We start from the raw sequence: 19608 nt of genomic DNA, 5'->3' as shown, positions 1-19608 counted from the left end.
TTAGGATAGGCTGTTGACATTTGTCGATGCTACAGCCAGAGAAATTCTTAGACCAATTCACGAAAAGGTGTCAACACTTTCGTGAATTAAAAACCAAACTCATTAAGGATATTAAAAGCTAAAAATGGCATTGTCATTTTTAGCTTTTGTATTAGTTGCCTTAGTTTATGCTGCCAATCGATCCCCAGTGTATCAAAACAACCAAGTCAAAACCCACCACGTAAATTTAATTAATTTTTTAAGATTCATTTAACGTGAGTTCGATATATCCATTTGCGGCGGGCGAAGCCCGCCGCAAATGGATATATCGAACTCACGTTGTCTTAGGACAAATTAAAACCCAAGAATTGAGTGAAGGCGCTCCGCGCCACTCAATTCTTGGGTTTTACACTTGACAATAGCTATAACCCCCCCTTAGTTGAGCTTTGAATTCAAGCTGTTGAGGGTCAGCTTAGCTGACCCTCAACAACTATTGGAGTACTCCTAAGTAATCGCAAATTGCTTGATTAATCGTTGCTTCACCATGCATATCTAACTGATTGGCTAAGTCTGGAGCTTGAAATTCAATGTTTAGAAATGACCAATCACTTTCATAAAACTCTTGGGGTGAAATAATTAAGTGTTTGGCATAGTTTTTCACCCCAGCGATAAGGGTTTCCGCTTCTAAAAAGCCTTCACGAGTCAGACAAATAACAGGAATGCCAACTCGCAGAGCTTCGGCTAATGTGCCATAACCTGGTTTGGTGACGATGCGATCGCATACCACCATCAGATCCACAGGTCGGAGGCGATCGCCATTAGCTTTAGTCAGATTTGGTAAATCTGGAGCATCGCGATCAAAGGTAACAAATTGCCAATCAGGAAATTTTTCCAGATTTTGGTAGGGAATAGACTGTAAGTTAAGTCCACCAAAAGTAAGTAATGCTGTGGGGCGATCGCTATCTAAATTGAACTTTTCCCGTAAATATTCCGCCGAATGCCTAGGTTTCGCGCCAGTTAGTCCCACATCTTCTATGTTAGAAAAGCCTCCCATCGATTCTGCAAAAGGTAGCCGAAATAGGCGATCGCAATGGCTATAGGTTTCTGATAAGCGATCGGCAAGTTCGATAAATTTGCCACCCCAATCGCGATAAATAAAATCCCAACCAAAATTTCCAGCCATCCAGCAAGGAATTTTCGCCGCTTTCGCAATCTCCGCCACCATCGGCGGAATGTCACCCAAGATCAAATCAACTTGATTTTCTTGTAAAAACTTGACTTCAGCTTCAATTAAATCTGCTTGCTTGTTGTAAATCTGCTGCCACACATTCAATGTAGCCTCACGATCAACCTGCAAGCTATCGATCTGGATTACACCTACATCAAACACACGCGGATGATAAATAAAATCGCCTTCGATATATTCCTCCAATAACCAACGCGGAGCCGTAGTCGCAATAATTAGCTTGATATCAGGAGATCGCTGTTGCAGTTCCGCAAGAACTGCTGCTGTGCGCGTCGCATGACCGAAACCGTGATTGGTAATTGCAGTATATAAAGTGGGCATGGGTTTACTAAAGGTTATTTATTATTTTTGCTATTCCAATTGCTCGTCAACCTCGAAGTGATTGCGACCAGTTTGTTTGGCTTTATAAAGCGCTGCATCCGCACGTTTAAATAAAGAATCAGTCGTATCATCGGCTTTTGAAGTAGCAATACCAATACTAAACGTCACTTGTCCTACTTGTTCATGGATCAATTGAGAATTTTGCTTGTATAAACGCTCAGCTAGATTACAAGCTGTCTGCAAATCAGTTTTCTGTAAAATCACGATAAATTCTTCACCGCCCCACCTTCCTAATAAGTCAGAATCACGAAGATTATGACGCAAAAAATTGGCGATATTCACCAGTACGCGATCGCCAATATCATGTCCATAGGAATCATTGATTTTCTTAAAATAATCAATATCTACAACAAATATCGTTAGATGTGAATTATCTATTTTGGCTAAATTTAGAAAGTTATCAAGAGATTGAGAAGCAAAGCGTCGGTTACTAATACCCGTGAGATAGTCAGTAGTTGCAGCAATAGTCATATCTTTAGCTTCAGTATTTACTTCAATAATCTGCTCTTTTAGAGCCGCAATTCCTGAAACCATTAAAATATAAATCGGTTGAGTAAAACATACATTCTTTATAGCTGGATATAGCTTGTTTAATACAGAATCAGGGACATATTGCAACATCTCATACAAAATAGTTGAGCATACCAAAGACAAATAAAACAATACTGAAGCAATGATTGCATTACGAGTTTCTAGCATAATAAATGCAGATACATATATCATCGGCAGCCATTGTACGAAGGTACTAACGCTATAAAGATCAATGATAAAAGAAGGCATTCCCAAAATCATTGCTTGGAAATTAGCAAAGCAATAAATAGCAAAAGTATAAAAGGTAATATTTTCAATATATTTTAGGCTTTTCGAGTACAAGTACAATACAATTGTACTAATACTAAAAATAGAGATCATAAGTGGATAAGCTATTGTGTCTATGGGGTTTATATGGGACTTTGCCCCTTCTAGACTCCAAATTCCTATGATCACTAAAACCGCAAAGGTTAAAAACACCTTTAGTAAACGTGACTTTAGATCATAAAAAGATTGCAGAGATTTTAAGTTAATTTGATTCATAGCAAAATAAAAAACATCAGTCTTAGCAACTGTTTAAAATTCTCGGATATATCAAAATATTTGGCTTGAAATTAGTTCTAAAAATAATCCTTATTAAAAACATTTTACTTTTAAACTTTTAACAAAAACATGGTGATTTCAAAACACAAAATGGCTATGCTATTTTGTGTTTTGAAATCCCTTAATAGTTTTTATTTTTAATTGACAAAAGTGTTGCTACACTTTCGTGAATTGGGATAGCTATAGCTGTCGTCATTTGTACTAGGACTAATCAAAACCCAGAAGGCGAGTTGCGGCGCTTCGCGCCGCAACTCGCCTTCTGGATTTGTGTCCTAACAAGACTGGCGACAACTATAGTTCAAAAACTAAAAGTTATAATTTAGTCGCTTATATAGCAGTCCTACATCATTTGTGGATTTTTTTTGTTTGTGGAAGGACACCCCGAAGGGGTGTCCTTCCACAAACCATTTAGGATTGCTATAGCAATAATAAATGAAGGCAGCACAAAGCGCCGCCTTCATTTATTATTGCCTTCCTTCCTAGGTAAAACTTATATTGCTACATTAAAGAATCTTTGCTAGGACTCTTCAATACTGGCAAAGACGAGCTAACAAGAACTTGATCGGATTCTGGCAAAATTTTAGTTTCAGAAATTTCTTCAACGAACTGATTTTCATCTCCCATATCTTGTCCAGAGCCACGCATACTAACAAGATAAATGCTGCTCAGCGTCAAAATTACACCTATCCATTGCGCGAAGGTTAGATTTTCACCTAAAAAGAGACTACTAAACATGAGCGCAAATACTGGAGTCGAAAAGGTCAAAGCACTCAAAGTAGTCAAACTACCTGAAGAAGCAAAAAAGAAAAATAATCCATAGGCGATCGCACTGCCCATAATCGCCATATATGCCATCCCCAGCCAACCCCAAGCGCTTAAGTCTTGCCATTGATTCTGCTCGAACTGATTGGAAATCAGTAATAAAGGCAACCCACCAATAATCATGTGCCACCCCGTCGCCATCACGGGATCAGCATGACGCACCACAGGACGAATCAAAATCGTACCGATCGCCATTGACAACGATGCACCCAACATAAACCATTCACCCAGAGTAAATACTCCCGCTTCTAAAACCGTTGTAAAGTCCCCTGCGAGCAAAGCTGTCATCAATTCCGATGGCAACCCAATTAGTCCAATTCCGAGGATGCCGACAAATAGCCCAAGCGTTGCTCCCAGACCAATTCTCTCTTTGTATAAAACCGCAGCCATCACCGCCACTGCAAGAGGTTGAGAATCAATTAGTAACGATCCTAGCCCCGCATTAGTCCGCACTAAACCTTGTGCCAAAAAGCCTTGAAACATCGTGCCATCAACCAACGCAAACAAACTAATCCACAACCAAGCCTGCCAACCCTTAGGCTGCTGTCTCCCAAAATAAGCAGCACCGACAATTAACAATAAACCTGCGGGAATCAAGCGCACTGCTGCCATAAACATAGGGCTGGTCTGGGGCAGCAATGCTTTCATCACGACCATTGCTGTACCCCACAGAAAAAATGGCGCAATTATTAGAGGTGACTGACGAGTTAGCCCAGAGATATTGACTGGTGTTGATGACTGCATATTTTCGGAGTTGAATTAGGAATTGCGAAGTTTGATTGTGAACAGGCTCATAGCTGTTGCCAGTCTTAAAAAGCGTGAGGCAGTGCGAAGCGCCACCTCACGCTTTTTGGGTTTGGATTAAGAAGTATTAACAATATTATCTCGATCAAAAACCAGAATTTTGAATCATTGCCAACAAAGCGCATAAGAATCCATCCAAAGGAATGTATAACCAGAAGTGGGTGGCGGCGCAAAGCGCCGCCACCCACTTCTGGGATTTTGATTTAAGTAAATATAGCTCCCCAATAGATGAAGGCGGCGCAAAGTGCCACCTTCATCTATTGGGAGGTTAGTGGGGCATGTCGCTAAAAAACAGTGATTTATTGGAAAAACTTGAACTTTTGTGAAGTGCTTGCCCTGTATGCGTTACAATCATTTGAGCTGAAAACAAAAACCTGAAACCACTACGGAGTAAGCATTTCAGCAATTTAATAAAGAATTGTGGCAATAAGTATTTAAAAAAAACTGCTCAAATCCCTATAAATTAACCGTTGTGTATATACACAAGTGGCAAGTTGCTATTAGAATGATCAAACAGAAGTCATAGTCAGTGCGGCTTTCACAAAAAGCGATCGCACAAATATTTCTTTGACATTAAACTCATACTCACAAATCATCTATATATTAAGGGGAAACCTATGAACAAAGGTGAACTAGTTGATGCTATTGCTAAAAAAGCTGCCGAAAAGGGCTTATCAGTCAACAAAAAAACTGCTGACGAAGTTCTTTCTGCAACGCTTGAAGTAATCATCGATACTGTAGCTGGCGGAGACAAAGTAACTTTGGTTGGATTTGGCTCCTTTGAAGCTCGCGATCGCAAAGCCCGTGAAGGTCGTAACCCTAAAACTGGCGAAAAGATGGAAATACCTGCCACTAAGGTTCCAGCCTTCTCTGCTGGTAAGTCCTTCAAAGAACAAGTCAGCCCTCCTTCTGACTAATTCTGATCTCAAAAGAGGAAGCGCTGAGCGCTTCCTCTTTTTTGTTGACAAGTACTCAAATAGACTTAAAACTAGATGAAAGTTTAGAGTTTTCTAAAAAATGACTACCATCCTGTCCAATCGGTATAAAGTTCTCCGAGTGCTTGGCTCAGGTGGATTTGGTCAAACTTTTTTGGCGGAAGATACACAGATGCCATCGCAACGGATTTGTGTGATCAAGCAACTCAAGGCGATCGCTGATAATCCTGATATTTATCAAATTGTGCGCGATCGCTTTCAGCGAGAAGCCGCAACATTAGAAGCTTTAGGCAAAGATAATTGCCTTGTGCCAGAGCTTTACGCTTCGTTTTGTGAAAATGACGAATTCTACCTAGTTCAGGAATGGATTGATGGCAAAGATCTAAACGATCTGGTTCGTAATGAAGGATGTTTGGCGGAATCTCAAGTCAAAAAACTTCTACTCGATCTATTGCCGACCCTAGAAAATATTCACGATCGCGGCATTATTCATCGGGATATTAAGCCTGAAAATATTATTTTAAGATCTAGCGATCGCCAGCCTGTACTCATTGATTTTGGGGCAGTTAAAGCAACATTGGCAACGGCGATGACTGCTCAAGGCGATGTCACTTGCTCCGTGGTGATTGGTACGCCCACCTTTATGCCATCGGAACAGGCGATCGGGCGAGTTGGTTTTGCTAGTGATCTATATAGTTTGGGCTTAACAGCAATTTTTTTGTTAACAGGGAAAATTAGTTCAGAACTCGATACCGATCCTCAAACTGGTGAACTATCATGGCAGCGCTATGCAGGCAATTTTAGTCCGTCTTTTGTGGCGTTTTTAGATAAGGCGATAAGGCTAAACTTTCGCGATCGCTATGCCAGTGCGAACGAGATGCTAGTAGCCTTGCACGACATTCTCGATGACTCCACCACAATTATCACCATCAAGCAAAATTCACCAGATCCCCAAAATGCAGCGATCACCTTGGAATCTACGGAAGGTCAGGTTGCGATTAATTCACACTTTTATATTGCATCGGGCTATGAGTCACGCTGTTATGAAGAAATCAAAAAAGCGGGATCGTTATTAAGGATTAAATCACCACATCGCATGGGCAAGTCTTCACTGATGGCAAGGGTTGTTAATCATGCTGAGAGTTTAGGCTATCGCACAGTGGTCTTAAATCTAGAACAAACCAATCAAAAAATCTTTGCCGATCCAGAAAAATTCATGCAATGGTTTTGTGCTTCTGTTGGTAGGGGCTTGGGCGTGCGGGTCAAGACTGAGGAATATTGGGATGATATTTTTGGCGCAAATGATAACTGTACGGACTATTTCGAGAAATATTTATTAGAAGGTAACGAGAAGCCACTGGCGATCGCCATTGATAATTTTGATCGTGTGTTTAACTATCCCGAAATCGAGACGGATTTTTGCGGTTTGTTGCGTGGCTGGTACGAGCGATCGCGCAGTCATCCAATGTGGGGCAAGTTGCGCTTGATCATTGTCCATTCCCAAGAACCCTACGCCCAAAAAGATATTAATCAATCACCCTTTAATGTGGGCTTTCCTGTGGAACTACGCGAATTTACGACGGAGCAAGTGCGGGAACTACTGACGCGACATCGATTGGTTTGGACTGATGCTGAACTTTCGCAATTTATGGATTTGATCGGTGGTCATCCCTATCTAGTGAGATCGGCGCTCTATCGGATTGCTTCGCGAGACATTACCCTAGAGGACTTTTTGCGAACTGCACCAACGGAAGCAGGAATTTACAGCAGTTACTTGATGGGACATCTCAAAACCCTTGAGGACTATCCTGAACTTGGGGAGGCCATGCAAAAGGTCGTAGTTGCCGATACACCTGTACGGTTGCGATCGGAGATTAGCTTTAAGCTAGACAGTCAGGGTTTAGTTTCAAGGATCGATAATAGTGTTGTGCCGCGCTGTTTGCTATATAAGCTATATTTTCGCGATCGCTTAGGAGGTAATTAAAAACAAATGCCAGCACTTGACCTATTTCACAACGCCGCTAAACAAGCCTTAATCAAAGATGGTTGGACGATTACCCACGATCCTTTGCACTTGCGATGGGGGCGTAAGGATATGTATGTTGATTTAGGAGCAAAAAAGCTAATTATTGCAGAGCGATCAGAGCAGAAAATCGCTGTAGAGGTCAAAAGTTTTACTGGTGAATCAGAAATGCAAGCTTTCCGCGATGCGATTGGACAGTTTGCCATCTATCGTTCGGTTTTGCGCCGTACTTATCCCGATTATCTTCTCTATTTAGCCATTCGCGATGTGGTTTATACTTCATTTTTTGAAGAACCAATCGGGCAAATTTTAATTGAAGATGAAAATCTGAAACTGATCGTATTCGATGCTGAACAAGAGGTAATTTCATTATGGAAAAACTAACTAAATATCGCTCAATTATTCAATCGGTTTTACTAACATATACAGAAATTCCCTATTCCCACGGAGAATTAATTTGTAAACCAATTTTTGATGAGATCCATGATAGCTACTTGTTAATAACCCTTGGCTGGGATCGCAAAACCCGCGTACATGGTGCGCTTATTCATGTTGATATTATTAACGGTAAAGTGTGGGTACAACGAGATGAAACAGAAGATGGTGTTACCTCTGAACTTGTCACCGCAGGAATCCCTCGCCATGATATTGTTTTAGCTTTTCATCCTGTGGATGTGCGTCCTTATACTGGCTATGCCACTGCCTAGGAGGTTAATGATATGTCTAAGACATTGCAAGAAATGGAAATTGATTTAGCCAAACTAGAGGAGTTGTTTCGGCTAGAGAAAAGTTTTGATAACGATTTTTTTTGGGAATGGCGCGATAATTTACCCCATATCAAGGAAAGTGAGCAGCTAATTTTAGATGATGTCAAGACAGATTATTTACATTTGTCTAAGCACTCTCTCTTAGAACCAATCGTTAAAATGGTGATACTATCGCCAATTCTAAAGTTAGCTGGCTTCTATCGTTCTCCTTTTTACCTAAAAGCGGAACAATCGATATCGATTCTTTCACAGGAAGAGGCGATCGTAATTCAAGGTCGCATTGATGTTTTGGTATTTAAACCACCATTTTGGGTAGTGGTGATCGAAGCAAAGCGGGCTGCTTATTCCGTAGAAGTGGGCATTCCGCAAGCACTGACTTACATGATTGCCAATCCCCATCCAGAACGTCCTGTCTTTGGATTAGTGACTAATGGTAGCGAATTTATTTTTCTCAAACTTCAGCAACAGGATAATTTGAAATATGCGGAGTCAGATTTATTTTCGATTAAGAGAGGTAATGATTTGTATACAGTTGTCAGTATTTTGCAACATCTCTCTCAACTAGCGAAACCATAGCAATATTAACTTTCTTTATTCTCTGGCTCTATGTCTACAACATCTAGCAATTTTCAATATCAAGTTGGCGGTAGTTTAGCGCTTGAGAATACTGCCTATGTGGAGCGGCAATGCGATCACGAATTATTAGAACGCCTCAAAAATAGCGAATATTGCTTTGTGTTCAACTCGCGACAGATGGGCAAGTCGAGTTTGCGGGTGCGGACAATGCAAAGGTTGCAACAGGAAAGCTTTGTCTGTGCAGTGATCGATCCCCAGACAAGGGGGACGACTTTGCGCGAGGATCAATGGTATGCGGGGACGATTAAGCGCTTGATTGGCGATTTGCATTTAGAACAAGCGATCGACTTTCCGAAATGGTGGAAGGAACTGGATGCTCAATCAATTTCGGTAGTGGAACGTTTTGACTATTTCATTGAGCAGGTTCTATTGCCCAATATCCCCAACAAAATTGCAATTTTCATTGAAGAAGTTGATAATCTGCTCAGCCTCAAATTTGATACTGATGGCTTCTTTATTCTGATTCGCTCCTTGTATGAACGTCGCGCCGAGAAGCCTGAATATCAGCGATTGACCTTTGCTTTTTTGGGAGTAGCCACACCTGCGGATTTGATTCGTGGTAAGGGAAGTTCGGCGTTTAATATTGGTCATGCGGTGGAGATGAATGGGTTTACACTGCAAGAGGCGGAACCTTTGGCGCGAGGTTTAGGCGATCGCGTCAGCGATCCACAAGCAGTGTTAGCGGCGATCTTAAGTTGGACGGGTGGACAGCCTTTTTTGACCCAAAAGCTTTTGACTTTAATCGCGGCTGAGTCTGATGCAGGGCAGATTTCGCCTGATGAGTTTGTTAGTGCGATCGCGCATGAGAAGGTAATTGAGAATTGGGAAGCACAGGATATTCCTGCACATTTGAAGACAATTAGAGATAGGATTTTGCAGAGTGATGAGAGGGGAAGGGGGCGGCTTTTGGGTTTGTATCAGCAGGTTTTGGATGGAGATCCCCCCCAGCCCCCCTTGGGAAAGGGGGGAGAAGAAATCCTGTTAGAGATTCCTTTAGAAGGGGGAGAATCAGAAAAGCCCCCCTTTGCAAGGGGGGTAGGGGGGATCTCTTCGGGAATCGTCGCCGATGAGAGTTATGACCAGATGCAGTTGCGGTTAACGGGGTTGGTGGTGAAGAGAGAGGGGCGGTTGATTGTTTACAATCAGATTTATGGGGCGGTGTTTAATCAGGCTTGGGTAAGTCGAGCGTTGGGGGATCTGCGTCCAAGTTTTTATGGTTCGGCTTTTCAGGCATGGCAGGAGAGTGATGAGCAGAAGGAGTCTTTTTTGTTGCGGGGGCAGGCTTTGGAGGATGCGGAGGCTTGGGCTAAGGGGAAACGGTTGAGTGATGAGGATGATCAGTTTTTGCGCGATAGTCGTGAGGTGGAGAAACAGGCGATCGCGTTGTCTTTGGAGTCGGAAAGGCTGACACGAGAGGCGGCTGAGGAGACAAATAAGAAGTTAAATGAGGCGAATGAAATTTTATCTCAAGCTCAAAAAAGAGCTAACAAGAGAATTCTTTTCGGGGCAATTATACTCAGTCTGTCAATACTGGGATCTTCTATTGCTGCAATTTTGGCTGGTCAGGCAAACCAAGATTTAGTGAGCGCTAAAACACAAATAGATAAGATTAAGGAGGGGAAAAACGATCTAGAACAGCAAAAGAGTCGATTGCAATCAGAAAAAAACTTTTTGACTCAGCAAATTACGGAGGCAGATAAGAGTTCTAAAAAAGCAAATCAAAATAAACAACAAGCAGAACAACAAGCGGATGAAGCCAAAAAGGCGCAGCAGCTAGCAGAGTCTGCAAGAGAATCGTCGGAACAAAAGTTTCAAGAGGCAAATCTAGATTTAATAGTAACTAAAGATAACTTAGACAAATCAGTTAGACAAGCTGAAGAGGCAATTAAAATAGCAGAATCTGCGCGAAATGAAGCTATAAAAGCAAATCTAGATCAAAGCAATGCTAGAAAGGAACTAGAACAAGTTGAAAGTAAGTTGAGACCATTATTAAGCGAGTTAGCAGCAATAGTCAATGATGATAAGAATCCGAAGATAGGAGAAATCTTTAGAAAGGTTGAGTCTATAGTAACAATAGGTAAAAGCAATGCTGAAATTGTAGTTTCTTCTCAACCCTTCGGCATTTCTCAAGATCTATCAAGTAACAATACTCTTTCTCGAGATGCAATTGCTTTCTACCAACAAGGTAAATTACCTCAAGCTAAAGAGGCTTTTCAAAAATTGCTAGTTATAAGTCGTCAGAATAGAGATCGTAAAGTAGAATTTCAAAGCCTTAATAACCTAGGATTAGTCTCCTCCAGTTTAGGGCAATATGATAAGGCTGTAGAGTTTTATCTAGATGCGTTAATAGTTTCACGAGAAATCAAAGATAGACAGGGAGAATTTTATATATTGGGTAATCTAGGCGTTGCTTACGGTAACCTTTCTCAGTATGCCAAATCCATTGATTACCTACAGCAACAATTAGCGATCGCAAAGCAAATTGGAGACAGGCAGGGTGAAGGAGCAGCACTGGGGAATTTAGGTCTTGTTTACAATGCTCTAGGCAACTATGACAAAGCTAGGGAGTTTCAACTACAACAATTAGTAATTGCAAGAGAAATTAGAGACAGACAGGGTGAAGGAAGAGCATTGGGAAATTTGGGTACTACTTTCATCGCTCTAAGCAACTATGACAAAGCCATTGAGTTTCAACTACAACAATTAGTAATTGCAAGAGAAATTAGAGACAGACAGGGTGAAGGAGCAGCACTGGGGAATTTAGGTCTTGCTTACAATGCTCTAGGCAAATATGATAAAGCTATTGAGTTTCAGTTACAACGCTTAACAATAGCAAGGGAAATTAGAGACAGACAGGGTGAAGGAAGGGCATTGGGAAATTTGGGTGCTGCTTACATTGCTCTAGGCAACTATGACAAAGCTATTGAGTTTCTACAACAACATCTAGCCATTGCAAGGGAAATTAGAGACAGAGCGGGTGAGGGAAACACTCTTAAAAATATTGGCAATATGCTAGCAACACAAAACCAATCTAACCTTGCCATTGTTTATTATAAACAATCTATCAACACCCTCGAAGGTATTCGTAAAGACATACTTAAACTCAGCAAGGAAGATCGACAGTCGTACTTAAACACTATATCTGCTGATTATCGTCGCCTAGCCGATCTCTTACTACAACAAGGCAGAATAATAGAATCGCTACAACTCATTGATCTCCTGAAAGTCCAAGAACTCGAAGATTATATTAAAGATACGAAAGGCTTTAATAGGAGTGTTCAGGGAGCAAGTATTTTAGAGCCAGAGAAAGCTATTAGCAATCAGATGCTAGCTATCACCAATTTAGAAAAGAGTGCAGAACTAGATCTTCAACTTGCTAGTCAGATCCAGTTAATTTCCAAATCAGAAATCAACAAAGTTCCAGATTATCTCCAACAAATTCCTCAAGGAACAGCTTTAGTTTATCCTTTGGTGTTTGGTGATCGCCTTGAAATCATTCTCTTTACACCCAACACCATCCCCATCAGCCGCACCGTCAAAATCTCGAAAAAAGAACTAGACACTCTAGTGATTGATTTCAGATATGGACTCCTTGATTCAGCCTCTGAAGATGTCAAAGAACCTGCTGCACAACTATACAAATTGCTAATTAAACCCATCGAAGCCGAACTCACCCAAGCCCAAGCCACTACAATTCTCTACGCACCCGATGGCATCTTGCGCTATGTTCCTCTTGCTGCTCTTTATGATGATAAACAATGGCTAGTTGAGAAGTATAGTGTCAACAATCTAATTGCGTATAATCTCTTTGATTCAAATAAAATCCTACAAAAAACAATTCGTATTCTGGCAGGGGCTTTTGGTGGAAACAAAGGTGAAAAACGCTTTGGCTTTCTTTCTTTGCCTTCTACTCTTATCGAAGTATCTCAAATCTCAAAACTGTTTCCAAATTCTACCATCCTAGCCGAAAACAACTTTAGCCTCAGCGCATTCGAGACAAAGTTATCGAAGTACAATATTCTCCATCTGGCTACTCATGCCGAATTTAATAGCGGCAACCCTTCTAATTCTTTTATCTTGTTTGGTAATGGAGACAAATTATTGCTATCCGATCTCCGTCGCCTAAATTTTAAAGATGTCGATCTGGTCGTTTTAAGTGCTGATAAAACTGGATCTGGAGCAATTATAGGAAATGGCACAGAGATTCTAGGCTTTGGCTATCAAGTCCTGCGAGAGGGCGCAAAAGCTTCTATCTCAGCTCTTTGGAGCGTATCAGATGATGGTACACAATTATTAATGCAACTGTTTTATGATAATTTACAGAAGGGAAATGTGAGCATATCATTGGCTCTTAGAAAAGCTCAGCTAAGTATGATTAACAGTAAAGAATTTAGTCATCCTAACTACTGGTCTTCCTTTGTAATTATTGGTAACGGGTTATAACGATTGATAGCACCAGATAAATGTGTGGTATCCCTCCAAGGAAAAAGTAAAAAGGTAAAACAAAGACAATATTCGTCGTTTTTTTCGTCAGATATAATTGATACAACCATCACACCAACTAAACCTATGCCTATCACCCTCCAACCCGAACAAGATCAATTCATTAAACCCAACTTGCCACAGGACTCTATACAAATGCTACTGAAGTAATTGCCGAAACCTTGCAAACTTCTGGCGAAACTTAACCATTATGATCGCTTATGATCGCTGGGTCGAAGAACTTCGCAACAAAATCGACATCGCCGCCTTTGATACCCATACCAGATTTAAGCTGTTAGCAGCTAAAGGGAACCCAGAAAAAGGTTTAAAACTACTAGATAAGTTGGATTCACAGACTAGATAAACTAACGTAATCAAATGGAATGATTGCGATCGCTTACTACTGGGATCACAAACAAGAAATTGATAACTGCATCCAGCAACGCCTCGACTATGCTGAACAAAGATAGTTTTAGCGATCGCCAACGAATCTTTATAACCCTAATATTTAGCAAATGAACGACTGGGTGGAGCCGTAAACTGTGGAGGGCGATCGCTATTTGAGTTATTTAAATTTTGAGAATTAGGGCGTAAAGGCGATCGCATTAACGCTTCAGGATTAAAGCGATAGCCAATATTGCGTACTGTTTGGATTAAATTGGGCTGCTGTGGATCAACCTCAAGTTTTTTGCGTAACGATAAAACATGAGTGTCCACAGTACGCGGATTATTAATCTCATCTGGCCAAGCACGCTGCAAAAGCTCCGCACGACTGAGAGCTAAGCCCTCAGATTGCGCGAGAACGTATAGCAAACTAAATTCTTGAGGCGTTAAATCGATCGCATTTCCCTTTAAACGCACTTGGCGTTGCACTAGATCGATCTTCAGAACACCATAGTCCAAACAAGCAGGGGGCGCAGATGTGCGTAATCTGCGGGTCAAAGCCTCCACCCTTGCCAAAAATTCTTGCATCCCAAAAGGCTTAGTCAAATAGTCATCCGCACCCGCCTTTAAACCTTCCACAATGTCAGATTCATTGGTGCGCGATGAAATCACAAATATTAATGAACTTCTTTGCTTATGGAGCCAACGACATAACTCAATACCATCCCCATCAGGCAGATCGGTACTTAAGATAACCAAGCTCGGCTGCTGTTTTTGAAATACCAGCTTTGCTTGCTGACAACTGACCGCCTGAAATACCGAATAGCCAATCTGCTGCAAATGCCAGCCCAAGAGAGAGGCAAGATTCGGATTACCTTCTACAATTTCTATGCTGATTGGGATCAAAGAAATACTCTCCTGCCGAGTAATGCCTATAGCTCTCGGATTATGAAATTGCATCATAACTCAGTGTCAAGCTGTTTTTTGTAGCTGTAATTACCCTCTAGATGGCGAAAAGCGCTGTCAGAAACCTTATAGTTCACAATAATGTTGAGCTTGCTGATTCATTAAGGCTTCGCCGTAAAATAGGGAACTGATTATTGATGGTGCGGCTAAGCTACATCATCAATAATCGGGATTTTCATTACTTACAACAACATTACTAATCCTGTGACCTATCGAAATCCTGTTCCCACGGTTGATATCATCATTGCCCTGCGCGATCGCCCCCACCAACCAATTGTCCTGATTGAGCGGCTAAATCCACCTCACGGCTGGGCGATCGTGGGTGGATTTGTCGATTATGGCGAACGTCTCGAAGATGCCGCGAGGCGAGAGGCTCAAGAAGAAACAGGGCTACAGGTGGAGTTAATCGACTTGCTAGGGCTTTATTCAGATCCTAGTCGAGATGAGCGTCTACATACGATTAGCGCTGTGTACATGGCTGAAGCAGTGGGTGAACCAAAGGCTGATGATGATGCTAAGTCTGTTGGTTGCTTTACAGCTTGGGAAATACCTAGCCAGTTATGTTTCGACCATGCTCAAATCCTGCAAGATTATTGGCGCTATCGCAACTATGGTATTCGCCCCAAAATATAGCAAAAATCCAGCACTTTGTGGATTTTTGTTATATGGCTACCGTCGATACCCAAGAAGAGAATGGCGGCGCTAAGCGCCGCTATTCTCTTCTTGGTTTTTATGTTCTCATACACTTGGCGACAGCTATATACAAAAAAGTTTGCTTTAAGTGTTGACAAAGATTCAGTCATGTATGTATCTTAATAAAGGTCAAGAACACGCCCCCATCGTCTAGAGGCCTAGGACACATCCCTTTCACGGATGCGACGGGGATTCGAATTCCCCTGGGGGTATTCTTGAACAATAAAAAAGCACTTGCAATGCAAGTGCTTTTTTATTGTTCAATTGCTCGAGACGTAGTGGAACTTTATATAGCTGTCGCCATGCTTGACCAAATAGTGTGAGGCGGCGCTTCGCGCCGCCTCACACTATTTGGTTTTTGATTTGTCCAGATACAGGTGATACCAAATCACAAAAGAGAGGCAACAGATAGAGCATCCAGTATGGAATCTCTACCGACAAGAGAAGCAATTACAGATTTAGTCATTTCGGAGAGACGATTCTTGACCAAAAGCCGCAACTCATCCATATTTTTGGGTAAAGAAAATCTCAACCCTTGCTTCAAATGTAGCCAAACCCGCTCAATTGGGTTTAATTCTGGAGAATGAGCAGGCTGAAATATCAAAATGATATTGTGAGGTAATCGTAAACGCTTAGCCCGATGACAACCAGCCTGATCAACTTGCAAGATAATTATGCTGTCTGCAAATTTCTCTGATACAAGGTCTAGAAATATTTGAAAACAGTCAGTGTTGAGATGACTAAATTCATAGAAAAAGCTTTCTCCCGTCGCAGGTTCGACGATGCCGTATAACCATGTAGCCTGAAACTGCCACTGGACTTTTGCCTTGGGTTTGACCCCACGAGCCGTTATTTTACGACCACTGATGGTTTTCAAACCAATCCTTGTTTCGTCTTGACAAAAGAATCGGACTTTTCCCGTTAATCCCAACACGGTCACGGCATACCATGCCACCATGGCTAGGTTATCCGAGAGTTTTTTTTATATTCCTCGCGTTGCCCTTGGTTTTGACTGGCGCTATAGGGACGGGCTACCTTTGGTTTTGCCTTCATTCGGTAATGCACCAAGTCATGCACATTTTTATAGGTACTTTCGATTCCTAGTTTTTCCTGTAGCCATTGTCGTATCTCTCCGTAGCTATTAAATCCTTTTTCCTGTTGCAGTTGTTTGTCCAGTGCTTTTTGCGCCCAATCTGGGATTTTGGGTATTCTGCCTACTCTTGGTTTATGGCTTAGTATTCCTGCTATTCCTCCCTCTCGATATCCTCTGATCCACTCTTGCACTGTGCTACGGTTTCTCCCGATTAGTTGAGCGGCGGCTTGCACTGTGCCAGCTTGCTTGCTTTTCAGTAAGTACAATACTTGCACTCGTTCTTTATCTGAGCCTGTTTTCTGCCGCCCTAGCATCTCTTTTAGCTCTTCTTCGCTTTCACTTATTTCTAATCTATATACCCCTGCCATTTTGTTATCCTCTTTCTCCTTTTTCTCTTATATCATCTGTTGCCTCTTCTTTGTGTTTTGGTATGACTATAGCTATAGTAATTTTTCTAACCCGTAAATAAGGGACTTGAGCGCAAGGACTTTGCGGACACAAAGCAACACACCTGCCATGTAACAGGTGCGATCGCTAGCATTATGCTCAATTTTGAGAGTTTCACCCATCGCTCCAAAAATCACTTCTTGACGCGCCACTAGCCCTGGTACACGAACACTATGAATGCGAATGTTCTCGCCGTAAGTCGCGCCCCTTGCACCTGTGAGATGTTCTTTTTCATCGACAAGGGCAGGATTGAAGGATTGCCCCAGTTCTGAGAGCATTTGGGCGGTTTTAATTGCAGTGCCACTAGGCGCATCGGCTTTTTGATTGTGGTGCAGTTCGATAATTTCCACATGCTGGAAATATTTAGCAGCAGCAATCGCCGCCTGTTGCATCAAAATCACCCCGACAGAAAAGTTTGGGGCAATGATACAGCCTGTACTTGCCTTGTCCGCGAAAATGGCGAGATCGGCAATTTGTTGTTCGCTTAAGCCCGTTGTGCCGACTACAGGACGCACACCATAGGCGATCGCTGAGCGAATATTGTCATAAATAATGCTGGGATGCGTGACATCAACCATTACTGGTAATTGCGACTCTTGAGAGGCTTGGGCAAGCACGACTTCGAGATTATCAGTCACAGGTATCTCTAATTCACCAATACCAACCACTTCACCGATATCTTCGCCGATGTGTTTGCGACCGATCGCACCTACAAGATACATATCTGGCGCTTGGGCGATCGCTTTGATAATTTCGCGCCCCATTTTGCCTGTCGCCCCAGAGACAACAACAGGGATTTGTGCATTGGTCATAAAGTATATTTTTGCGGGATTATTTTGCAGGTCTACTTTGGCTAAATATAGCGCTTTTCAAGCAGGCGAAGTATAGAGTTGTTTCCCCGCCGAAGGCAGGGAAACAACTCTATACTTCACTATTTACTTCTTTTGCCTAAGCCACACCATAGCCCGTATATTTGCGTACTGCTGGCTCTTGGAAGCCTAATACGATATCTTGCTTGGGTATGCCTGCGGCAACTAGTTCGTCAGTTATACCGTCCTCAGTGCCATCACGCTGTACCCAAAGACGATTACCAATAATTTCAATATGAATTAAGCAACCATGTAAATGTCTTACGCCATCCCAGCCATCAGACATGATCAGGTATTGTCCATGCTCATCATCAAAAACTGCAATGTTTCTTACAGGTACATTGGCATAGGTAATTTGTGTGTAGGGTAGTAAGACAGTACGGATAATTTGTCGATAACTTGCTAATTTATCCATCGTTTTAATACCTCCATTTCTGGATCAAACGTTAACAATTTCAGAACTTGTCTATCTAACAAAAGCTTACCAATCGTCTCCTCAAACAAATCAACAAAAACTGACTCACGTACAGCTAAATATAAAATGCGATCGGGTTCAAGCACGCTAAGAATGTTGTGGTACAAAACATACTGACCTAAAGCATTTTCTAAATCTCGGATTTCAGATTGGCTAACAAAGCTTTTGATCTCTACTGCAATTTTCTGATTATCCTTTTCCGCTGCCAAAAGTTTCTCAGCGCCTAAATCCACGAAAAAATCCTTTTTCCCCATGCGTAAACTTAGTGGATCATGGGTAATTGTCCAACCATCCTTGAGCAAAGCTGCTTTAGCGCTGTCATGAAACATATCTTTTGCAGGCATTTTTACCTCAAGAAGCTGGGAAGTATCGCAAGTGTTGTATTACATTTACGAGCTTAGCTTACAAGTTAGCTGTTTTTTGGGCTAATCGCTCTATGTGCGAATTTAATCACTCCAATAATCGACAAGAAAATACCGCAGCTTAAGATCGCTAATATTGTTTCCTGTGGCTTAGGGAAAATAATTACAATAAATCCTTGATCTTTAATCAATGATGAAAAGCTAGACACACAGAATGGCATTAAATACAATCGAAATGTTTGCCAATAATCCACTTTGCTATCGCTAGCAGAAACGCTTAACACTAGTGCAGTGCCAATTACTACACTGATTCCTATGGCATTGCTCCATATTTTAAGTGTAGGGTCAAAATAAAAAATGATGACAACTAAATACCAAATTAAATAGCACCATAAAATCAATTTATTAAGTTTGATCTCTTGAAAATATTTCATTAACCGTTTCATTATTTTTATACCCCTAAAATTACAATAAAAACCAAAGAGACAGATTTGCTTGCTTCGCAAGCAAATCTGCCTCTTTGATTTTTAGGAAACCGATGCCCCGATAAATACAGGTTGATATCCTGCGGTAGCTGGTGAAACGGTTGAAATAAAAACTAGTGGCTCATCGCCATCGTTAAATACGCCATGAACACAACCAGTCGGTGCGATAACAATATCTCCTGCGGCGATCGCTTTGGTTGTACCTTGTTGATCTAAATAATATTTGCCTTTACCTTGCAAAATAGTCCAAGTGTCTTGCCCGTGAGGATGAATATGGGGCGCAATTTCCTGATTTGGCTTAATATACCAAGCTACGACAACGGTATCTGGTGATTCAGTAACGACTGAGCGAATAGGCTCTCCGTCTGTTGCTAGAAAGAACTTAGCACTATTAAAAATTCTGCTATTACTCATTTTTGCTACACCCTAAGCATGGCTGTAATTTACCGACTTCGCCACTTTAGATTGTCTTACTCAATATCTTAGAAGTTTGTCTAACCAAATACCTGACAAAATCTGAGTTATAGGTAAAAGCCCAAAAGGAATGTAGCGCTCTGCCCTGTCTACCTTTTGGGCTTTGAACACTGAAAAATATTTTTCTTAATTGCCGAAGGACGCTTTGAGG

General features: G+C 41.5%; 19 protein-coding genes and 1 tRNA gene. 8 read left to right on the top strand and 12 right to left on the bottom strand.

Annotated features, from left to right (window positions below):
- Nucleotides 1-469: 469 nt before the first annotated feature.
- The 3 genes from ABM313_RS23570 to ABM313_RS23560 all read right to left on the bottom strand — a co-directional run bounded on the left by ABM313_RS23570 (nucleotide 470) and on the right by ABM313_RS23560 (nucleotide 4306).
- Entirely contained in the window at nucleotides 470-1546 is a 1077-nt protein-coding gene (locus ABM313_RS23570; protein WP_434685562.1) for a glycosyl transferase, read from the bottom strand.
- Nucleotides 1547-1576: 30 nt separating this feature from the next.
- Nucleotides 1577-2386: a GGDEF domain-containing protein gene (locus tag ABM313_RS23565; RefSeq protein WP_434685561.1), complete on the bottom strand. Its 810-nt coding sequence runs from the start codon at nucleotides 2384-2386 to the stop codon at nucleotides 1577-1579.
- A gap of 852 nt (nucleotides 2387-3238) precedes the next feature.
- A complete protein-coding gene (locus tag ABM313_RS23560; protein ID WP_434685560.1) occupies nucleotides 3239-4306 on the bottom strand; it encodes a DMT family transporter in 1068 nt (355 codons plus the stop codon).
- 677 nt (nucleotides 4307-4983) lie between these two features.
- Here ABM313_RS23560 and ABM313_RS23555 point away from each other — a divergent pair.
- The 6 genes from ABM313_RS23555 to ABM313_RS23530 all read left to right on the top strand — a co-directional run bounded on the left by ABM313_RS23555 (nucleotide 4984) and on the right by ABM313_RS23530 (nucleotide 13170).
- The gene (locus ABM313_RS23555) at nucleotides 4984-5283 is read left to right on the top strand and encodes an HU family DNA-binding protein (RefSeq protein WP_009629166.1); all 300 of its coding nucleotides are present in this window, start codon (nucleotides 4984-4986) and stop codon (nucleotides 5281-5283) included.
- A gap of 100 nt (nucleotides 5284-5383) precedes the next feature.
- Nucleotides 5384-7285, top strand: coding sequence for an AAA-like domain-containing protein (locus ABM313_RS23550; protein WP_434685559.1), 1902 nt, complete (start codon nucleotides 5384-5386; stop codon nucleotides 7283-7285).
- 6 nt (nucleotides 7286-7291) lie between these two features.
- Complete coding sequence (locus tag ABM313_RS23545) at nucleotides 7292-7708, top strand: element excision factor XisH family protein (RefSeq protein WP_190351826.1); 417 nt, start codon at nucleotides 7292-7294, stop codon at nucleotides 7706-7708.
- Nucleotides 7696-8031, top strand: a complete 336-nt coding sequence (locus ABM313_RS23540; protein WP_434685558.1) for a XisI protein — start codon at nucleotides 7696-7698, stop codon at nucleotides 8029-8031. The genes ABM313_RS23545 and ABM313_RS23540 overlap by 13 nt, the downstream gene beginning before the upstream one ends.
- 12 nt (nucleotides 8032-8043) lie before the next feature.
- A complete protein-coding gene (locus ABM313_RS23535; RefSeq protein ID WP_434685557.1) occupies nucleotides 8044-8667 on the top strand; it encodes a type I restriction endonuclease in 624 nt (207 codons plus the stop codon).
- A 30-nt stretch (nucleotides 8668-8697) separates the two neighbouring features.
- Nucleotides 8698-13170: a CHAT domain-containing protein gene (locus ABM313_RS23530; protein ID WP_434685556.1), complete on the top strand. Its 4473-nt coding sequence runs from the start codon at nucleotides 8698-8700 to the stop codon at nucleotides 13168-13170.
- Between the two features lie 258 nt (nucleotides 13171-13428).
- On the opposite strand, the gene ABM313_RS23525 is transcribed toward ABM313_RS23530, so the two are convergent.
- Nucleotides 13429-13695, bottom strand: coding sequence for a hypothetical protein (locus tag ABM313_RS23525; RefSeq protein ID WP_434685555.1), 267 nt, complete (start codon nucleotides 13693-13695; stop codon nucleotides 13429-13431).
- A gap of 15 nt (nucleotides 13696-13710) precedes the next feature.
- Complete coding sequence (locus tag ABM313_RS23520) at nucleotides 13711-14553, bottom strand: response regulator transcription factor (RefSeq protein ID WP_094535294.1); 843 nt, start codon at nucleotides 14551-14553, stop codon at nucleotides 13711-13713.
- Between the two features lie 210 nt (nucleotides 14554-14763).
- Here ABM313_RS23520 and ABM313_RS23515 point away from each other — a divergent pair, with 210 nt between their 5' ends.
- Together ABM313_RS23515 and ABM313_RS23510 are read left to right on the top strand one after the other, a co-directional pair.
- Nucleotides 14764-15192: an NUDIX domain-containing protein gene (locus tag ABM313_RS23515; RefSeq protein WP_434685554.1), complete on the top strand. Its 429-nt coding sequence runs from the start codon at nucleotides 14764-14766 to the stop codon at nucleotides 15190-15192.
- 199 nt (nucleotides 15193-15391) lie between these two features.
- Nucleotides 15392-15464: transfer RNA gene (locus ABM313_RS23510), tRNA-Glu, on the top strand.
- A gap of 176 nt (nucleotides 15465-15640) precedes the next feature.
- Here ABM313_RS23510 and ABM313_RS23505 read toward each other — a convergent pair.
- The 7 genes from ABM313_RS23505 to ABM313_RS23475 form a co-directional block, all read right to left on the bottom strand.
- Nucleotides 15641-16210 carry an IS630 family transposase gene (locus tag ABM313_RS23505; RefSeq protein WP_434683804.1) on the bottom strand — a complete coding sequence of 190 codons (570 nt, stop codon included), beginning with the start codon at nucleotides 16208-16210 and terminating at the stop codon, nucleotides 15641-15643.
- 2 nt (nucleotides 16211-16212) lie between these two features.
- Entirely contained in the window at nucleotides 16213-16713 is a 501-nt protein-coding gene (locus ABM313_RS23500) for a helix-turn-helix domain-containing protein (protein ID WP_434683803.1), read from the bottom strand.
- A gap of 72 nt (nucleotides 16714-16785) precedes the next feature.
- Nucleotides 16786-17604: a 4-hydroxy-tetrahydrodipicolinate reductase gene (gene dapB / locus ABM313_RS23495; protein WP_434685553.1), complete on the bottom strand. Its 819-nt coding sequence runs from the start codon at nucleotides 17602-17604 to the stop codon at nucleotides 16786-16788.
- 136 nt (nucleotides 17605-17740) lie between these two features.
- Nucleotides 17741-18076 (bottom strand): XisI protein, encoded by a 336-nt coding sequence (locus ABM313_RS23490; RefSeq protein WP_190579725.1) that lies wholly within the window; start codon nucleotides 18074-18076, stop codon nucleotides 17741-17743.
- Nucleotides 18064-18480 (bottom strand): XisH family protein, encoded by a 417-nt coding sequence (locus tag ABM313_RS23485; RefSeq protein WP_190579723.1) that lies wholly within the window; start codon nucleotides 18478-18480, stop codon nucleotides 18064-18066. Before ABM313_RS23485 ends, ABM313_RS23490 begins: the two co-directional genes overlap by 13 nt.
- A 65-nt stretch (nucleotides 18481-18545) precedes the next feature.
- The gene (locus ABM313_RS23480; RefSeq protein WP_434685552.1) at nucleotides 18546-18932 is read right to left on the bottom strand and encodes a hypothetical protein; all 387 of its coding nucleotides are present in this window, start codon (nucleotides 18930-18932) and stop codon (nucleotides 18546-18548) included.
- Nucleotides 18933-19025: 93 nt separating this feature from the next.
- A complete protein-coding gene (locus ABM313_RS23475; protein ID WP_434685551.1) occupies nucleotides 19026-19397 on the bottom strand; it encodes a cupin domain-containing protein in 372 nt (123 codons plus the stop codon).
- Nucleotides 19398-19608 lie beyond the last annotated feature (211 nt).

This window comes from Pseudanabaena minima str. Chao 2107 (assembly GCF_051131155.1).
Lineage (GTDB): Bacteria > Cyanobacteriota > Cyanobacteriia > Pseudanabaenales > Pseudanabaenaceae > Pseudanabaena > Pseudanabaena minima.
The sequence above is the reverse complement of the archived record's forward strand: the minus strand, read 5'-3'. Positions and strand labels throughout refer to the sequence as shown.